The organism is Nostoc sp. C052 (assembly GCF_013393905.1).
Taxonomy (GTDB): domain Bacteria; phylum Cyanobacteriota; class Cyanobacteriia; order Cyanobacteriales; family Nostocaceae; genus Nostoc.
In genome coordinates, this window is record NZ_CP040272.1 from 2886570 (window position 1) to 2902728 (window position 16159).

A 16159-nucleotide genomic window follows, 5' to 3' on the forward strand; every position below is an offset into this window, starting at 1 on the left:
GTCGCGATCGGACAACTGTGACTGTCTTTAACAGTCCAAACAGATTGCCTATTCAAATAACTACTTAGCAAACGAAGAAAGTTGCTGAGAGTGTATTAGCAATCAATTTCCCTTACACACATTCGGAGAAAATAAATGGCTGGCACAACATACTACGTTTCTGGAACAGGCAATGATAGAAGTAATGGTTTAAACGAACAAAATGCATTTCGCACTCTGACAAAAGCCGTGTCTCAACTGCAAACAGGTGACACACTCTATGTCATGAACGGAACTTATGACAAAGGATTTACGCTTTTTAACAAAAATGGCTCACCAAACAACTGGACAACAATCAAAGCTTATCCAGGAGCTACGCCTAAGATAAAAACAACGGCAAGTGGGATGAATATATTTAGTTCGTCCTATGTGCGGGTTGAAGGACTTACCTTTGAAGGCAATCGGGAAAACATCACTCTAGACTATGCCTTACAACAGAAAAATAACCTGAGTAACACCTTAACTACTGCTAATGGAATTTATGTAGCACCTTGGACAAATAGCCAGGGAGCGGGTGGTACTAATCCTCATCACATTGTCATCACTGGTAACACAGTTAGTAACTTTCCTGGTGGAGGTATTGCTATCAGTGATGCAGACTACATCACTGTTGAGAAAAATGTTGTGTCAGGAAACGCTTGGTATTCGCCTTATGGTAATCAGGGAATTACTGCTCTTCGCAGTTTTAATTTAGATAACAATACTACTGACTACAGAATGATTTTTCGAGATAACATTGTCTACGATAATCAAAGTCTTGTTCCGTGGCATGTAGCTGGTAAAATCACCGAAGGGCACGGTATTATGCTTGATACCACTATGCAGGCTAAAGGCGGTGTACCTTATACAGGTAAGGCATTAATTGCAAATAACATAGTCTACAACAATGGTAGCTCTGGCATTGACGTTTTTAAAGGGATTAATGTAGACGTTGTTAATAACACGGCCTACCAAAATAGCCGTGTTCTTACAAATTCTGGAGAGATTGGTGTTTCTTACTCAGATAATGTACGTGTCAACAACAACATTCTATATGCAAGCGACAATCAAAAAGCCAATGTGATCAAATACGCCACAGATATAACCTTTGATCGCAACCTTGTTTATAACTCTAATGCCTTCCAAGCTTCAAGTAATCCAAACGCCACAGGGTTACAGAATATTTTGGGTAGAGATCCTCAATTTGTGAATGCTGCTGGAAAGAATTTTGCGCTTAAACCTGGAAGTGCTGCGATTGATGCTGGTTCTAGTCTTTTCAATGGCATCAGTACAAACATTATTCAAGATGGTGATGGCAATGGTACTGCATTGATTGACATTGGCGCATACGAAGCTCCGCACATTAGCGTTACTGCTCCAGAAATTCAAGTTCTCAACGGCACAGTTGATATTGCAGATGGCAGCACTACTGCGATTAACTTTGGTGATGTTACCGTTGGTAATACCTTGACCAAAACCTTTACTATCAAGAACACTGGTACAGCCGCACTCAACCTGAGTAATCTTCAGCTTCCTAATGGATTTAGTTTAGTTGGGACTCTTCCAACGAGTGTGGCTGCTAATGCTTCCACGACTATATCGGTGGTACTCAACACCACTACACCAGGCACCTATAGTGGCAGCTTTAGTTTAAACAACAACGATAGTAATGAAAGCCCCTTTGACTTTGCTATCAGTGGCACAGTTAAGCCTGTTCCTACTCCAGAAATTCAAGTTCTCAACGGCACAGTTGATATTGCAGATGGCAGCACTACTGCGATTAACTTTGGTGATGTCACCGTTGGTAATACCTTGACCAAAACCTTTACTATCAAGAACACTGGTACAGCCGCACTCAACCTGAGTAATCTTCAGCTTCCCAATGGATTTAGTTTAGTTGGGACTCTTCCAACGAGTGTGGCTGCTAATGCTTCCACAACTATATCGGTGGCACTCAACACCACTACACCAGGCACTTATGGTGGCACTCTGATTTTAGGCAACAACGATAGTAATGAAAGCCCCTTTGACTTTGCTATCAGTGGCACAGTTAAGCCTGTTCCTACTCCAGAAATTCAAGTTCTCAACGGCACAGTTGATATTGCAGATGGCAGCACTACTGCGATTAACTTTGGTGATGTCACCGTTGGTAATACCTTGACCAAAACCTTTACTATCAAGAACACTGGTACAGCCGCACTCAACCTGAGTAATCTTCAGCTTCCCAATGGATTTAGTTTAGTTGGGACTCTTCCAACGAGTGTGGCTGCTAATGCTTCCACGACTATATCGGTGGCACTCAACACCACTACACCTGGCACTTATAGTGGCACTCTGATTTTAGGCAACAACGATAGTGATGAAAGCCCATTTGACTTTGTTATTAGTGGCATAGTTAAACCCAGAGTTATTAATGGTACAACTGGCAATGACATCTTTATTACCCGAAAAAACAATGGCAATGACATCATCAGCGATTTTGGTGGTGTAGGTACTAGCTCAAACCCCTCATCTGTGGTGATTGCCAAAGTAGATACCTTGCAATTTATTGGGGCTGGTCTGACTGCGAGAAATCTGCAATTAACTCAAAATGGCAATGATTTAGAAGTCACCTTTGAAGATGTGGCTAATACCAAAGTCACGTTACAAAACTTTCAGTTAGAAAACCTGGAGAACTTAGCCGCATCGACAACACAATCCGCCATCGGTAATATCATATTTGACGGACAAGCCAGTGTGAGCGACAGCTTTGATGTAATGAATGCCAACTCTACTCCAACTAGCATTTTCAACACAAACACCGTTACTTTCCTCAATGAATTGAACAATAACATCGTCGGTTTTGATAACTCTAACGATGTGATTAATGGTCAAGGGGGCAATGACATCATCGATGGGAAAAGTGGTGATGACCTGCTGCGGGGTGGTGCTGGTAATGATCTCCTCATTGGTGGGCAAGGCAATGATACTCTTGTGGGTGGTATAGGTGCTGACTCTTTTATCTACAACACCAATGCTGCTTTTACTAGCGCTGCTGTGGGTATTGATGCGATCGCTGACTTCAATCACTCCGAAGGTGATAAGATTGTCCTAGATAAGACCACTTTTAATGCCATTACTTCTGTTGTAGGAACGGGTTTTAGTAACGCCAGTGATTTTCAAATCACTAGTTTAGGAGCAGTTAGTAATGCTGTAGTTATCTACGACCCTGCAACTGGGCAATTACTATACAATCAAAATGGTAGCGCAGCTGGTTTCGGCAGTGGCGGTCAATTTGCACAACTGACTGGTAAGCCTACTCTGACTGCCTCCGACTTCATCATTCAAGCATAACCCAATACGGTTTAATTAAGGGTTATTGGTGTAGATAATTGGTTTTTGAAGACGCGATAAATCGCGTCTCTACATCAGGGTTTTGTTGCTCTATCTGAACTGTATTGACTTAATAGGGGACGCAATATGTTTATTGCGTCCCTACATTTATTGACTTGCAATCTGTTGTAGTTTAAACCCATTGCACAGGATTTAATTTATAGTAACGTTGTAATTGCTCATAAAGTGCCGGATGCTTGGACAACAATTGGTGCGGTTTTTCAAAGAATGTCTCAGTCGCCACGGCAAAAAATTCTGCGGGATTTGTTGCGCCATAGCTATCCATTACCGTCTTTACGCCTTGTAGAAGATCGTTACAAAGTTGCTGATATGCTTCTGTCATCACCTTTGACCAAATAGGATAGTCTGAGTTATGTTGCAATATAGGAACTCCCTCAGCTTTACCATCCTCTTGATCCAACTGATGGGCGAATTCATGAAGTACAACGTTACGTCCATCCCTCCAGTTGGCAGTGTCTTGTTTCACTTGTTCCCAAGATACTACTACTTGGTCAGTTGTCCACGATTCGCCTAATCTTGCCACACGCCTTTCTTCAACAACATAATTTCCAATAGCAGTCGTTTCCTGAACAAAATAAGCATTGGGATACATTAGAATTGAACGAAGTCTAGGAAAGTACTGCCCACGTTCATTAAGTAGGAGTAAACAGGCAACAGCCGCAAGGGTAAGTTTCATTTCTTCTGTAACTTGTAATCCTCTACAGCCAATAAATTGCTTTTCTGCTAAAAACACTTGAATATGTCCCTGAAGTCGTCTAATTTCATCGGGAGAAAGACAAGGATAAATAGGAAGATTATTCTCAATAATGGCACTCCAAAGGGGAGGAAAAGGACGATGTTTGAGACGGTTTCTTCGCCTTTTAACTAGAATGGGATTGACTAAAATCCCAACAATAATTAGTCCAATGGTGAAAAAGATAACTATTGTTTTAATCATTAATCTTTTAACAGGTTACAAGTGTTGAGCCGAAAGATTGTCATAAAGGCACTTGTTTTGTGTTGCAGATAGCAAATACTGAAAAATGTTAAGGCTATTGCTGTGCAGTCGAAGGCGCAAATAAAGCGCATGGAAAAACTCTTGTCGGTTGGAGACACTGAGTAAAATAAGCTACTAGCTACAATAAGCCAGATTGCTTAATCCGGGAGTATTTACTAAGTCAGTATTGGCTATCCAACCATTACCAGACAACTCTCCAGGGAAACTTCTGGAAAGGTCGATTTCTACCCAAATGTAATTTTCAGATTTATATGACTTAACTCTATTACCTGTAACCAAGTTTACAAACACGACTGCGTTGGGATTAAGTGTTGTAATAAAAGCTCCTTTTGTACTTGGTTGGCGAAGTAAAGTTACAGGCTGTACAATTTGCCGACATGCACTGCCAATAGTAGGTTTAGTCCATAGGTTTTGAGCGTTGTTATTCGTCTGACAAAATGTCAGCACAGCAGTTTGAATAAATCCTGAAGTCGGAGATTTGATTCTGACAAATCTATCTCCACTAGCTGGTATATATGCTAAATTAATCTTTGTTTTTGCTGACAATATTCTGATAGCCTTCGATGATGTTGAAGGGTCTTGAAAAATTGGAGTATCTACTTTAGTTGCACGACAACTCGACTGTGAAGAATTGGAGATAGTCTGTGTGATTTGAGCAAATACAGGTACACCCAGAGTGAACGTAGCAATCTTTACTAGAGTAAAAATATACAATAACTTCTGAAATTCCACGTTTTTTCCTAAATATCACTTATAAAAAACTCTACATTAGATTCGCAACTTATCGAAACAGAATTCAGGAGTCAGGAGCCAGAATTCATTCTGAATTCTGTGCGGCTGGTGGATGAATAAACGGGTTTAAAGCCCCATCCAAATCCTAGATTTGGTGGTCTTTTCCCAAAGGGAGACGTTAGCGAGTATTTGAGCGTCTTGATTCTGACCGGAGGCGGAGCATCTCCGGCTCCGCTCCTGAATTCTTCTTCAAAAACGCTGACGTTAAAAGAGCCTAAAAAAATTATTTTTAGCTATTAGACATCATATAATGACTGATTACTGCTAATTACCAACTAGTCCCAATCTCTTAATTATGAATAAATTCAATAATACGGGAATACTTGAAAACTTTGTCAATACAGTGATGGGAGTAAAAACTCTTAATCAACAAAAGTCTCCAAATACATTCATAGCTACTACACAAGAATTAGATGTCAGGGCAGTTTTAGTTTATACACTAGGAACTATCCTACAAATATTAGTCATGATTTTCGTGTTACTGGTTATGGAAAAATTAGTAATATTGATTGATAAAAATTCTTATTTTTCTAGCTGGTTTAGTACTTTATTGACGGGATTATTTTTTGCATTATTGAGTATCCGCTCCCGAATTTTTTCTCTTTTAGATAATACCCGTTCTCGTCAGACTTATGACCAGGTAATCAGACCAAGATGGTCTCCTCCACCTTTAGCATTTCCTATAGTTTGGATGATAATTGCCATTCTGCGGGTAATTTCTTCTGTATTAGTTTGGCAGCAAATGAATCACCAGTTTTTAGTGCTACCTTTAATTTTGTTTGTGGTACATCTGGCTTTAGGAGATACCTGGAATACGATTTTTACTGTAGAACGGAGATTAGGGGCAGCTGTTCCTGTCGTTATTTTAGGCCCTTGGTTATCTGCTGTAATAGTGACGGCAATTTATTGGCAAACTAATCCTGTAGCGGGAATGACTTTATCATTTTCTTGTGTATGGCTAACTTTAGCGGCTGTATTGGTATTTAGAATTTGGCAATTAAATGGTTCTGAACCACTGTATCCTTTGAAACTAAAGCCTTTGGAGAAATAAATCCTCAAAATTCACCAAGACAAGAAAGCAAGGAAAAATATCACTTGACTTTTGAGTATGTGCCCAGATTTCCGCTTTAGACACTTCCAATAAATAAATTATTCAATGTTGTGGGTGTGCAACATGAGCGCCTTTGCTTACTGGGCGGGCGAGACGCCCACCCCACATTAACAATTAAAAATTAAAAATTTCAGATGGATTGCTAGATGAGGTGAAAAGTCAGGGGACTAAATCAGGAATTTTGCGGAGGTTGAAAGTTAATCAACAGAAAGTAGTATACTTTTCTGGGTTCGCCTAAAGCTATCTAAAAGTTTCGTTTAAAAACAAAGAATTTTGGGGTTGCTCTAAATGCTAAGTCCTGTGGTAACAGTCAGTATCTTTCAAAAACAACCCGATCCTAAAGCATTTTCGGCAGGCCAAGTCATCTTTGAAGAAGGACAGCCTGGTGATGAAATGTACGGCATTCTCGAAGGAGAGGTAGATATATTAGTCAATGGCAAGATTGTAGAAACCATTGAAACGGGCGAAGTTTTTGGTGCCGGGGTACTTGTAGGAGTAGAAGATAGAACTTACTCAGCTATTGCCAAGGTGGATAGCAAGCTAGGTTTCCTCGATCGGGAAGGGTTTCTCTTTGCCGTTCAGGAAACACCCGTGTTTGCCCTACAGGTGATGAAAAGTTACTCAGAACGCCTGAGTCGCTTGCAGCATATTATCTAAAGCACGTCAGAAGGCAGCAGCAGAAGTAGCTGACAAGTGTATGTTCCCCACTGGGAAGCTTCTAATAGAGAGCGTTTTGCAGAACACCAAATCTCTGATTTGGTCAGATAATGCGGTGTTCTACCAATTGGCTTCTCTAGCTTCTGCCTTTTTTGGTGAAAAATGCGGAATTTACCTCAATACTGCTCGCTCTGTGGATTTTTAACTCGGAATTGGGTTTGGGGTAAAGGTTAAAGGTTTTTTCTTTCCCCTTTCCCCCGCCCCTTATCCCCAGAGGGGCCCCACCTTACCCTTTTCACCAAAACCCGACAAGTATTGGAATTTACCTGAGGTAGCAATGGCACGTAAACGGTTGATTATTGAAATGGGGATGGGAATAGATCAACATGGACAAGAACCAACAGTAGCAGCATCTAGGGCAGTACGTAATGCGATCGCTCACAATGCTTTACCTGGTGTTTGGGAAGTTGCAGGTTTAAGTCATCCCAATGAAATGATTATAGAAGTTCAGGTAGCAGTGCCATACCCCGAACAAGTGAGGGAAGAAGAGGTACTCGCGGTTCTACCATTTGGTCGAAAAACTCTCATCGTAGAATCTGGGGGGATGGTAGTTCAAGGGCGGGCTATTCCCGAACTTAATGATAAAAATGACGAAATGTTGATTGCGATCGCATCTGTCACAGTTCTAATCGAAAATGATTAACTGAGGCTCTGCGCTAAACTAAAAAATATTGGGATAGAAATCTCTGGCAGTAAGTTCAATACACCAATAATCTTTACCACTGCGGCGATCATGTCTCAAGAGTATAACGAATCACTCCAACTTCAGGAAATCACCAAACTCAAACCGAAACACTTTGCTGATTTAGTCAGATCGGCACAATTGGTTTTCGACCCCACAGCTGGAGTTTCGGGAAGAAATATCACAGTTGACTGGGAACAATTCGGAATTCCCCATGATGTAGCGGATAATCTCAAATTACTTGGTCAGCAGTACCAGTATGCATCTCCTCACATCCCCGTTGAAGTCATTTGGAGTAAATTAACTCCAGAAACTCGTATTTGGTTTGTTGAAAATAAAGATCGGTTGTGGCAGCTTGAAGAAGCTTTCCCAGCCCTTGATGAAGATTAAACGGCTGAACCATTGAAAGGAATACTAATAGACATCTCCGAAAAAGAACGTAGAGACGTAGCACTTCTACGTCTCTACAAGGGTTCTGGGTAACGCATCTTTAATTTCTGGAGATGTCTAATTGTTTGTAGGGGTACAACAGCCGTCGTACCCCTATCCTTTATATATAAAATATAAAAATTATTGTTTGAATGGAACAGGCGATAAATTTAGACTTAGTAGACTGTGGCATTGTTAATTTGACAGACTACTAGTTACAGCAGTTTTCTTTTGCATAAAGTACAAAGTTACGGGTTTGGAGTCAGGAGGTAGAAACTCTTTATATCTAATGCGTGAGTTTTGCATTTTGTACCTAACTTAAAAAGCAAGCAAACTGCTGTATCTTGTGCGATCGCATTAGTTTGAGTACATCAGTTAAATTAATAGAAAAGCTTGTATAGATGAATCAAAGCCCAAGTGTGACTCCCAACCTGGAAGAACATACTCATGAAAATCCTATTGTTACCAAACAGCAGTTATTTGGAAAGCAACTAATTGTCCTGATCTTGGAAATGCTTCTGGCATTACCTCTGGGTTTACTCCTTGCCAAGTTCCAAATTGGCAGGATTGCCTGGATATTCGGGGGGATTGCCGCTGGTACACTGGTTCTTCAAGGGTGTCGAATTCTTTATCAATATTCCCCCCAACCTAACCGCACTGCTAGAAAAGTCGGAATGGCACTTGTCGGCTTAACTGTTGGTGCTTCCAATACCCACGCGAATCTAGCTAGTGTTGCTTCTGGTATTCCCATTTTTATTTTTCTTACCTTGTTTCTGCTGCTGAGTGGTAGCTGTATTGGTTACATTTACTCCCGCATCAGCAAAACCAACCTATTGACTGCAATGCTGGCTACTGTCCCAGGTGGTGTGGGAATTATGGCAGCGATCGCCGCTGATTACAATAAAAATGTTAGCTTGGTTGCCCTAGTTCAGGCGATTCGCGTCACCTCTGTAGTTGTTCTAATTCCCTTCATCGCTAGGACATCAGCTGGTAGTTACTATCCCCAAACACTCTCAATCAACAGTACTTGGCTCAATGTCGATCCATCTCAACTAGAATTACTCTTGTTAGTACTGTTAATCACTGGATTAGTAGTTTATCCAGCAATATTGTTTAAAATTCCTGCTGGTGATTTCTTTGGTGCATTGTTGATTGGCATCGGGTTTAATCCTTTGCTACATTCGCTGCCTTTTGTGGGTGATATTAGCTTTAGTCCGCCGCCCTTAATTAACTTATTGGGTCAAATGCTCTTGGGAATTACTATTGGTGAATATTGGGGAGATAAACCCAACTTTAAAAAGCAGACTGTTGGCTATGCCTTGATATCTGTAGGCATGACCCTTGTAGCTGGAGCGATCGCTGCTATACTTGCGATGCAATTAACCTCTTGGGATTGGTTAACCTGTCTGCTAGTCACAGCACCAGGAGGATCGGCAGAAATGATCCTGGTTTCTCTAGCATTGAATCATAATGTTGAAATTGTGACAACGGGTCATTTAGTGCGACTGATTGCGATTAATAGTTCCCTACCACTTTGGGTGTTTTTGTTTCGCCGTCTGGATGAGCAATTTTCTGAACCAGTTTAATTGATTTGGGCATTGGGGACTGGGCGAAAGAGTTAAGGGACTGACAAAAAATATTCAATTAACTCTTGTGGGGTGGGCGACACGAGAGCCATATTATGGACTGGGCGCTCATGTTGCCCACCCCACAATATTGTATAATTTATTCCTTGGAGTTTCCTAAGTAGTTTTTATGCTTCTGCCCCTTTTCCTTTAAACTGTGGAACAAATACTGTGCAAATCTGCGATCGCAGTTGATCGAGTTACTCCTTTCGGACTAGATTTGTGTAGCGCGGTTCTAGGGCATGGGGCATTAGTTTTTGACAAATGACAAAGATGCAACTTGAATGCTGATAGCTTATTCTTTTGTTATCCAAACACAAAGGATGCTTTAGATGGTTGCCCAAATCCAAGAACTTGAAGCCCAGCACTGGGTTAAAACTCGTTCTTCCCTCGATCCTAGCGAATCTACTTTCCTGATTTGGAAAGGTAAAATTTACGCTTTTATCCCCGGTGAGAAAAGACAACTCCTGTTTAAAATCCTGGGATTGAGTGTTAGCCGATGTATTCCCACAGCAGAAGGTAGCTGGGATTTTACTTCTAGGGAACTAACTTATTACCTCAATCCAAAAACAGATGAGGTTTTATCCAAATGGGAGAATCCTTGGACAGGCGAGACAGTTCCGGTGATTCACGTTGCTAATAATCCCGTGCAGGGAAGGTTTGAGGGAAATTTTCCCGCACAAATAGATGGTGACAGCACAACCTTCGTTTTTGATATATTTCCCCATTACCCTAATCCCTTAGCAGACGATCCCAAATTTGCTGAATATAGCCCTAATCCAATTTATCAGGCAGCGGAATTGTTTAAATTAACAGTCCCAACCGCAGATTTATTCAACCCAGCACTCTCCTCAGTTTCTCAACTCAAACTGAGTTGGGATCGGATTGGTCAATGGCTTCCTTGGATGAAAATGGGCGATCGCCCCGGTCAACTTATCTACAGTGCTGTTGGCAGCAAAGTCAATGGTTTAACAGAACTGCCCCCAGTGCTGCAAGACGAAATTAATAATCGTATTCCTCTATATAAAAAAGCCCCAAAAGCATTGATAGATGGCGAAGATATGACTTCCTGGTTATACTTCCAAAAGCACTTTCAAGCATACTTGGCGGGTGAAATCTTCCCGCTTCCTCAAGCAGAAGAGTTGTAAATTAGCTGGAAAGCAACATCTAAAGTTGGTTGTTGAGGATAAAATCGACCTTCACTGTTGCGTCAGCTTCCGGTAGGGTACAAGATTTCAGTGACCCCACAGCTACGAAAACATCGGTAGTCTTTCCGACACGCTGCGCGATCGCTAAGGGACTGACAAATAAAAAAATATCCAATTAACTCCTGTGGGGTGGGCAACATGAGCGCCCAGTTTATATCGCGCTCATGTTGCCCACTCCACAATACTTGGATAATTTATGATTTCAAATCTTCACGCCATGTAAAAATAATTTGCTCCTCAGCTTGTCTAAATTCAATATTAAATTTATCAAATACAACTTCTCGCCCTAAAAGCAATTGTTCTCCGCCTGTATTGGTTTGTAACCAGGCGACAGGAGTAATAAAATTATGTTCATCAATTGTCATTTCGACATTACGTAAAACATACTCAACTCTGCCACCTATAGTTTCTGCCAACAAAGTTGATTCTGAATCAGCCAAAGCATAGCCTAAATCTTGACCAACTTTTAATGAAATTAAACTTAATTCAGCACCAGAATCTACTAACATTGTTGTATTAGATTCTATATCTCCGTGTTTTAAAAATACGCTATAATTTGGTTGCCAATCATGGCGAGCAACGGTGCGGAAGCGAATTGGTAAAATTTCTATAGAAGCAGTGCGACGCGGAACTAGATAAATTAAAAAAGGCTGTTTTGCAGCATTAGCTAATGCTAAAACTTCTCGTAAGTTTTCGCTATGAGCAATTATTCCATTTGTATTGTAAGCGATATATTGATTTTTATACAAATCTAATAACATCTGGCGGTTACGATTCAACCACTTAAGTATTTCATCTCTTTCTATTTTAGAGGGCTTTGTGTTCATATATTTAATATGTTTTGCGTATCTTTAACAGCTTCACAATACTATTTATGTTAGTTATATAAAAAATATTGCTTACTTTGATAACGAAATAAATAGTTGTATTTTGCAAGGGATTAATAACGAGATTAAACGATAAAAAATTCTGGTGAATATGGATTTAAAATCTTAGAAGATTTTAGAGATAAATGCTATTAGATTGATATTTTATTTATTAGATTGACATAATAAGTAAAGTTAGTCGGTCAAGATTTCCCTTATGTACCAAACAGACCCGCCTCGTCCTGCAAAAGAAACCCTACCCACCATGTATGATCTTCCCAGTGAATACCCGGAGGACTCTGGTTTGCCTGACGAATTTCACCTTTTTCAACCCCAACTTCTGCGCGAAACCTTCTGTCCACCTAACTATCCAGCAGAGGAGGTATTTGTTGCCACTGACTTAAACCTTTATTATGACCTCCGGCATACACTGTGGTACAAACGCCCGGACTGGTTTGCTGCTGTGGGAGTTTCGCGTCTCTACGAACAGCAAAACTTGCGTCTGAGTTATGTCATTTGGCAAGAAGGAGTTGCTCCTTTTGTAGTGGTAGAATTGCTTTCTCCTGGTACTGAAAAAGAAGACTTAGGACAAACTCTGCGGGAAATAAACCAACCACCGACCAAATGGGAAGTTTATGAGCGGATTTTGCGAGTTCCTTACTACATTGTATTTGACCGCTACACTGACAAACTCCAAGTGTTCCAATTAGTTGCAGACCGCTACAGCGAATTTGACTTGAGTACCCCACGAGTATGGATGCCTGGTTTGGAACTGGGCTTAGGACTTTGGCAAGGTTCTTACCAAGGAATTGAGCGATTATGGCTACGTTGGTATGATGCCAGTGGGAATTGGCTTCCCACACCCCTGGAACGAGAAAGTCAACGTGCTAACAGATTAGCAGCACAACTGCGAGAGTTAGGCGTTAACCCTGATGAGTTATGAAGATGCAAGGGGCAGATCGCTGTCTGCCCCTAAACATTTTTACTCACAACGCTTGTAAAATTTCCTCGTCGACAGAGAAATCAACATCTGTTTTATCTTTTGCATTAGCCAAATAATCATTTTCCAGAGAGTCTTGTAACCCAGAAATCAAATCATATTCAGGATGCCAGTTTAATTCTGTTTGTGCTTTATTCACCGAAGCAAAGAAATGCTGTACCCGCATTGGAAAAGCTTTGCGCTTGCCGAAATCAAACTTTTTCGGGTCATAGTGGACGATTTTTAGAGTATCGGGTGATTTACCAGCCGCCACAGCGCTAGCACGGGCTAAACCATCAAAAGTGACAAAGCGATCGCCAGAGATATTATAAATCTGTCCTATGGCTTGTTTATTGCCCAAAACCTTAGTCATTGCTAGTGCCAAGTCTTTTACATGACCTAGCTGGGTGATATGCATGCCATTTCCGGGGATAGGAATGGGGCGATCGCGCACAATTCTGTCAAAAAACCAGCCTTCCAACTCATTATAATTACGAGGCCCGTAAATATAAGTAGGGCGAATCGAAGTGAAGGGCAATCCCAATTGAGTCAGGTAAGCTTCTGTTTCATGCTTGCCCTTATGCCGACTTTTGGGATCTACTGGATCGCCTTCTATGTGGGGCAATTGGTCAGATTTGAGATAAACCCCCGCAGAACTCATATACACAAAATGTTGCACTCGGTCTTGAAAAATCTCTGCTAGTGGTTGAGTATCAGTAAGTTCACGTGCGTTATTGTCAAAAATGACATCAAAGTTTTCTTGTGATAACTTTGCCTTTAATTGAGTAGCATCTGTGCGATCGCCTATAATTTGTCCTACTCCCTGTAAAGAAGGTGCTGGTCGATTCCCACGATTGAACAGCACCACCTCATGTCCTTGTTCCACTAGTAGTTGAGTTAAATAGACACCAATGAACCGAGTACCACCCATAATCAGAATTCGCATAAATTCACCCTTTATATATCAGTTTTCATCAAGGGATTGGGGAGTAGAGTAGGGACTGGGGATTGGGAGAAGAATTTTCCCCTCCGCCCCCCCCTACCCCGTGCCCCTCTGCCTCTTTTCAATGCCCCAATCTGAGATTATCAGGTTGTAGCATCCATCTGGAACCTCTCAGGGAAAGATACCGTCTTGTGTGCTAATCTGGGGCGCTTCCCATTCATTAATCACAAAAGGAAACTTTTCAGTCGGAGTCTAAGAAAACTATCTTCAATTTTGAATTGTTTAGCTGTGCCCTTGAAATATGCTCTAGTTCATGAGTGGCTGACACCTAAAGCCACTGGTGGTTCAGAACTCGTTGTACGAGAAATTTTGAATCACATTGATGCTGATTTGTATGCTCTCATCGATTTTGAATCCAGCAATAGAGAAAGTTATTTATATAAGCGTCAAATTGGCAAGACGTTTCTCCAAAACTTTCCATTTGCCCGCAACGGTATACAAAAATACTTGCCTTTGTGGCCTTTGGCAATTGAACAACTTGATTTGCGGCATTATGATGTAATTCTGTCTTCATCTCACGCTGTTGCCAAAGGAATCCTGACCACTCCCGAACAGATGCATATTTGCTATTGTCACAGCCCTATGCGCTACGCTTGGGACTTGACTTTTGATTATCTGCGCCACAGCAAACTAGGTAGTGGCTTACCTGGGTGGGTGACGCGATATTTATTACATCGTTTGCGCCAGTGGGATGTATTGAGTGCCAATCGCGTTGATTACTTCATTGCCAACTCACAGCATACAGCTCGGCGGATTTGGCGTTGCTATCGGCGAGAAGCAACAGTCATTTACCCACCAGTGAATATTGCAGAATTTCCATTTTTGTCTGAGAAAGAGGACTTTTACCTGACAGTTTCTCGGTTGGTAAGCTACAAGCAAATATCTTTAATTGTCAAGGCTTTTAATCAACTAAAACGCCCATTAGTAGTCATTGGTACAGGAGATGAAATGAACAAGATTCGCGAGATGGCAAACTCCAACATCCAAATACTGGGATGGCAACCTGATAATGTGGTAAAAAAATATATGTCTAGGGCTAAGGCGTTTGTATATGCAGCCTGTGAAGATTTTGGGATTGCCCTAGTGGAAGCACAGGCCTGCGGCACGCCAGTGATTGCCTACGGTGCAGGAGGCGCTCTAGAAACAGTCCGAGATATCCACTCTTGTGTGGATACAGGGACAGGTATATTTTTCAGGACGCAAACAGAGGCGGCTTTAGTGGAGGCAGTAGAAAAGTTTGAAGTTTATCAGGGTTCGTTCAGTTCCGAGTATATGCGATCGCACGCCGCACAGTTTTCACCGCAAATCTTTGCCGAGCGTTATCTAGACTTTGTAAACAAATGCAACGAAAAAAGACCGTTTTCGCAATGATGGTCTTGGTTAACGTCTTATTTTTTTAGGCTTTTGGCAATTTCCCCCAGAAGAACCTCATTTTGGCTTTAATATTGGGACTATGTGTGGTGTGGATTATTAAGGAGTATGATGACTGCCCAGAGCTCACTCCTCTCCGGCAAGCGGGGCGTACGACAAGACACTAAAGCGTCTACGCGTACTTTCTTAAAACGCGGTCAAAAAACAAAGACGCCAAAAGTTAAACCCAAAGGTTTATCTTTTCAGGGTTTAAACGGAGAGTTTGCCAAACGACTGTTCGATATAGTGTTTTCGCTGTCAGTATTAATTTTGTTCTTCCCCGTCTACTTAATTTTGGCTTTGCTGATTGCCTTCAGTTCAGAAGGCCCAATATTTTATGTCCAGGAACGGGTAGGAAAAAATTACAAAGCGTTTAATTGTATTAAATTCCGAACAATGGTAAGCAATGCAGACGAAATCCTCATGCAAATGATGGAAACATCGCCCGAATTGCGACAAGAATTTGAAAGCAGTTTTAAGCTCAAACAAGACCCCCGAATAACCAAAATTGGTCAATTTTTGCGAATTACTAGCTTAGACGAATTTCCCCAGTTCTGGAATGTTTTAAAAGGGGACATGAGTGTAGTCGGCCCTCGACCCTTGGTAGCAGAAGAATTACCAAAATACGGTTGTCACATTGATGAGATTTTAACAATCCGTCCAGGAATTACTGGTTTGTGGCAGGTATCTGGGCGTAATGACATTCCCTACCCTCGACGAGTCCAAATAGACCTGCATTATGTCAAATTTAGGAATTTCTGGCTTGATTTATGGATCATCTTGAAAACTGTTGATGTGGTCATTTTGCCCAAAAATAACGGGGCATACTGAGTAGCTACTTAGGGTCGATTCTGTGGGGCAGTTAATGCCCCTAAATAACAATTATTTCCCTAAAACTAAAAATTGCTCATCTTTATTTATATAATTGT

Annotated in this window: 15 protein-coding genes; 10 read left to right on the forward strand and 5 right to left on the reverse strand. The window is 41.2% G+C overall.

The window, feature by feature from the left end; all coding sequences use genetic code 11:
• The first annotated feature begins 135 nt into the window (after positions 1-135).
• The gene (locus FD723_RS11525; protein WP_179065463.1) at positions 136-3351 is read left to right on the forward strand and encodes a choice-of-anchor D domain-containing protein; all 3216 of its coding nucleotides are present in this window, start codon (positions 136-138) and stop codon (positions 3349-3351) included.
• Positions 3352-3523: 172 nt separating this feature from the next.
• Here FD723_RS11525 and FD723_RS11530 read toward each other — a convergent pair whose 3' ends face one another.
• The gene (locus FD723_RS11530; protein ID WP_179065464.1) at positions 3524-4348 is read right to left on the reverse strand and encodes a M90 family metallopeptidase; all 825 of its coding nucleotides are present in this window, start codon (positions 4346-4348) and stop codon (positions 3524-3526) included.
• A gap of 174 nt (positions 4349-4522) precedes the next feature.
• Positions 4523-5140, reverse strand: coding sequence for a hypothetical protein (locus tag FD723_RS11535; protein WP_179065465.1), 618 nt, complete (start codon positions 5138-5140; stop codon positions 4523-4525).
• 355 nt (positions 5141-5495) lie between these two features.
• Here FD723_RS11535 and FD723_RS11540 point away from each other — a divergent pair, with 355 nt between their 5' ends.
• From FD723_RS11540 to FD723_RS11565, 6 genes are all read left to right on the forward strand, one after another.
• The gene (locus tag FD723_RS11540) at positions 5496-6251 is read left to right on the forward strand and encodes a TspO/MBR family protein (RefSeq protein ID WP_179065466.1); all 756 of its coding nucleotides are present in this window, start codon (positions 5496-5498) and stop codon (positions 6249-6251) included.
• 348 nt (positions 6252-6599) lie between these two features.
• Entirely contained in the window at positions 6600-6968 is a 369-nt protein-coding gene (locus tag FD723_RS11545) for a Crp/Fnr family transcriptional regulator (protein ID WP_179065467.1), read from the forward strand.
• Between the two features lie 337 nt (positions 6969-7305).
• Positions 7306-7671 (forward strand): Lin0512 family protein, encoded by a 366-nt coding sequence (locus FD723_RS11550; protein ID WP_179065468.1) that lies wholly within the window; start codon positions 7306-7308, stop codon positions 7669-7671.
• 90 nt (positions 7672-7761) lie between these two features.
• Positions 7762-8100, forward strand: a complete 339-nt coding sequence (locus tag FD723_RS11555) for a hypothetical protein (protein ID WP_179065469.1) — start codon at positions 7762-7764, stop codon at positions 8098-8100.
• Positions 8101-8540: 440 nt separating this feature from the next.
• Positions 8541-9725 carry an AbrB family transcriptional regulator gene (locus FD723_RS11560; protein WP_179065470.1) on the forward strand — a complete coding sequence of 395 codons (1185 nt, stop codon included), beginning with the start codon at positions 8541-8543 and terminating at the stop codon, positions 9723-9725.
• Between the two features lie 371 nt (positions 9726-10096).
• Positions 10097-10912, forward strand: coding sequence for a DUF1838 domain-containing protein (locus tag FD723_RS11565; RefSeq protein WP_179065471.1), 816 nt, complete (start codon positions 10097-10099; stop codon positions 10910-10912).
• A 19-nt stretch (positions 10913-10931) separates the two neighbouring features.
• On the opposite strand, the gene FD723_RS11570 is transcribed toward FD723_RS11565, so the two are convergent.
• Positions 10932-11087, reverse strand: a complete 156-nt coding sequence (locus tag FD723_RS11570) for a hypothetical protein (protein WP_179065472.1) — start codon at positions 11085-11087, stop codon at positions 10932-10934.
• A 79-nt stretch (positions 11088-11166) separates the two neighbouring features.
• Entirely contained in the window at positions 11167-11799 is a 633-nt protein-coding gene (locus FD723_RS11575; RefSeq protein ID WP_179065473.1) for a retropepsin-like domain-containing protein, read from the reverse strand.
• 256 nt (positions 11800-12055) lie between these two features.
• Between FD723_RS11575 and FD723_RS11580 the strand changes: the two genes are divergently transcribed.
• Positions 12056-12781, forward strand: coding sequence for a Uma2 family endonuclease (locus FD723_RS11580; protein WP_179065474.1), 726 nt, complete (start codon positions 12056-12058; stop codon positions 12779-12781).
• A gap of 43 nt (positions 12782-12824) precedes the next feature.
• On the opposite strand, the gene FD723_RS11585 is transcribed toward FD723_RS11580, so the two are convergent.
• On the reverse strand, positions 12825-13763 hold the full coding sequence (locus tag FD723_RS11585) for an NAD-dependent epimerase/dehydratase family protein (protein WP_179065475.1): 939 nt from the start codon (positions 13761-13763) through the stop codon (positions 12825-12827).
• Positions 13764-14048: 285 nt separating this feature from the next.
• Between FD723_RS11585 and FD723_RS11590 the strand changes: the two genes are divergently transcribed.
• Positions 14049-15191, forward strand: a complete 1143-nt coding sequence (locus FD723_RS11590; RefSeq protein ID WP_179065476.1) for a glycosyltransferase — start codon at positions 14049-14051, stop codon at positions 15189-15191.
• A gap of 111 nt (positions 15192-15302) precedes the next feature.
• Positions 15303-16061 (forward strand): sugar transferase, encoded by a 759-nt coding sequence (locus FD723_RS11595; protein WP_179069115.1) that lies wholly within the window; start codon positions 15303-15305, stop codon positions 16059-16061.
• Positions 16062-16159 lie beyond the last annotated feature (98 nt).

What these genes read in the sequence shown, in the direction of transcription:
- FD723_RS11560 (WP_179065470.1), top strand. Translation starts at nt 8,541, where the DNA reads ATGAATCAAAGCCCAAGTGTGACTCCCAACCTGGAAGAACATACTCAT.
- FD723_RS11540 (WP_179065466.1), top strand. Translation starts at nt 5,496, where the DNA reads ATGAATAAATTCAATAATACGGGAATACTTGAAAACTTTGTCAATACA.
- FD723_RS11550 (WP_179065468.1), top strand. Translation starts at nt 7,306, where the DNA reads ATGGCACGTAAACGGTTGATTATTGAAATGGGGATGGGAATAGATCAA.
- FD723_RS11525 (WP_179065463.1), top strand. Translation starts at nt 136, where the DNA reads ATGGCTGGCACAACATACTACGTTTCTGGAACAGGCAATGATAGAAGT.
- FD723_RS11585 (WP_179065475.1), bottom strand. Translation starts at nt 13,763, where the DNA reads ATGCGAATTCTGATTATGGGTGGTACTCGGTTCATTGGTGTCTATTTA.
- FD723_RS11565 (WP_179065471.1), top strand. Translation starts at nt 10,097, where the DNA reads ATGGTTGCCCAAATCCAAGAACTTGAAGCCCAGCACTGGGTTAAAACT.
- FD723_RS11580 (WP_179065474.1), top strand. Translation starts at nt 12,056, where the DNA reads ATGTACCAAACAGACCCGCCTCGTCCTGCAAAAGAAACCCTACCCACC.
- FD723_RS11530 (WP_179065464.1), bottom strand. Translation starts at nt 4,348, where the DNA reads ATGATTAAAACAATAGTTATCTTTTTCACCATTGGACTAATTATTGTT.
- FD723_RS11575 (WP_179065473.1), bottom strand. Translation starts at nt 11,799, where the DNA reads ATGAACACAAAGCCCTCTAAAATAGAAAGAGATGAAATACTTAAGTGG.
- FD723_RS11595 (WP_179069115.1), top strand. Translation starts at nt 15,303, where the DNA reads ATGACTGCCCAGAGCTCACTCCTCTCCGGCAAGCGGGGCGTACGACAA.
- FD723_RS11555 (WP_179065469.1), top strand. Translation starts at nt 7,762, where the DNA reads ATGTCTCAAGAGTATAACGAATCACTCCAACTTCAGGAAATCACCAAA.
- FD723_RS11545 (WP_179065467.1), top strand. Translation starts at nt 6,600, where the DNA reads ATGCTAAGTCCTGTGGTAACAGTCAGTATCTTTCAAAAACAACCCGAT.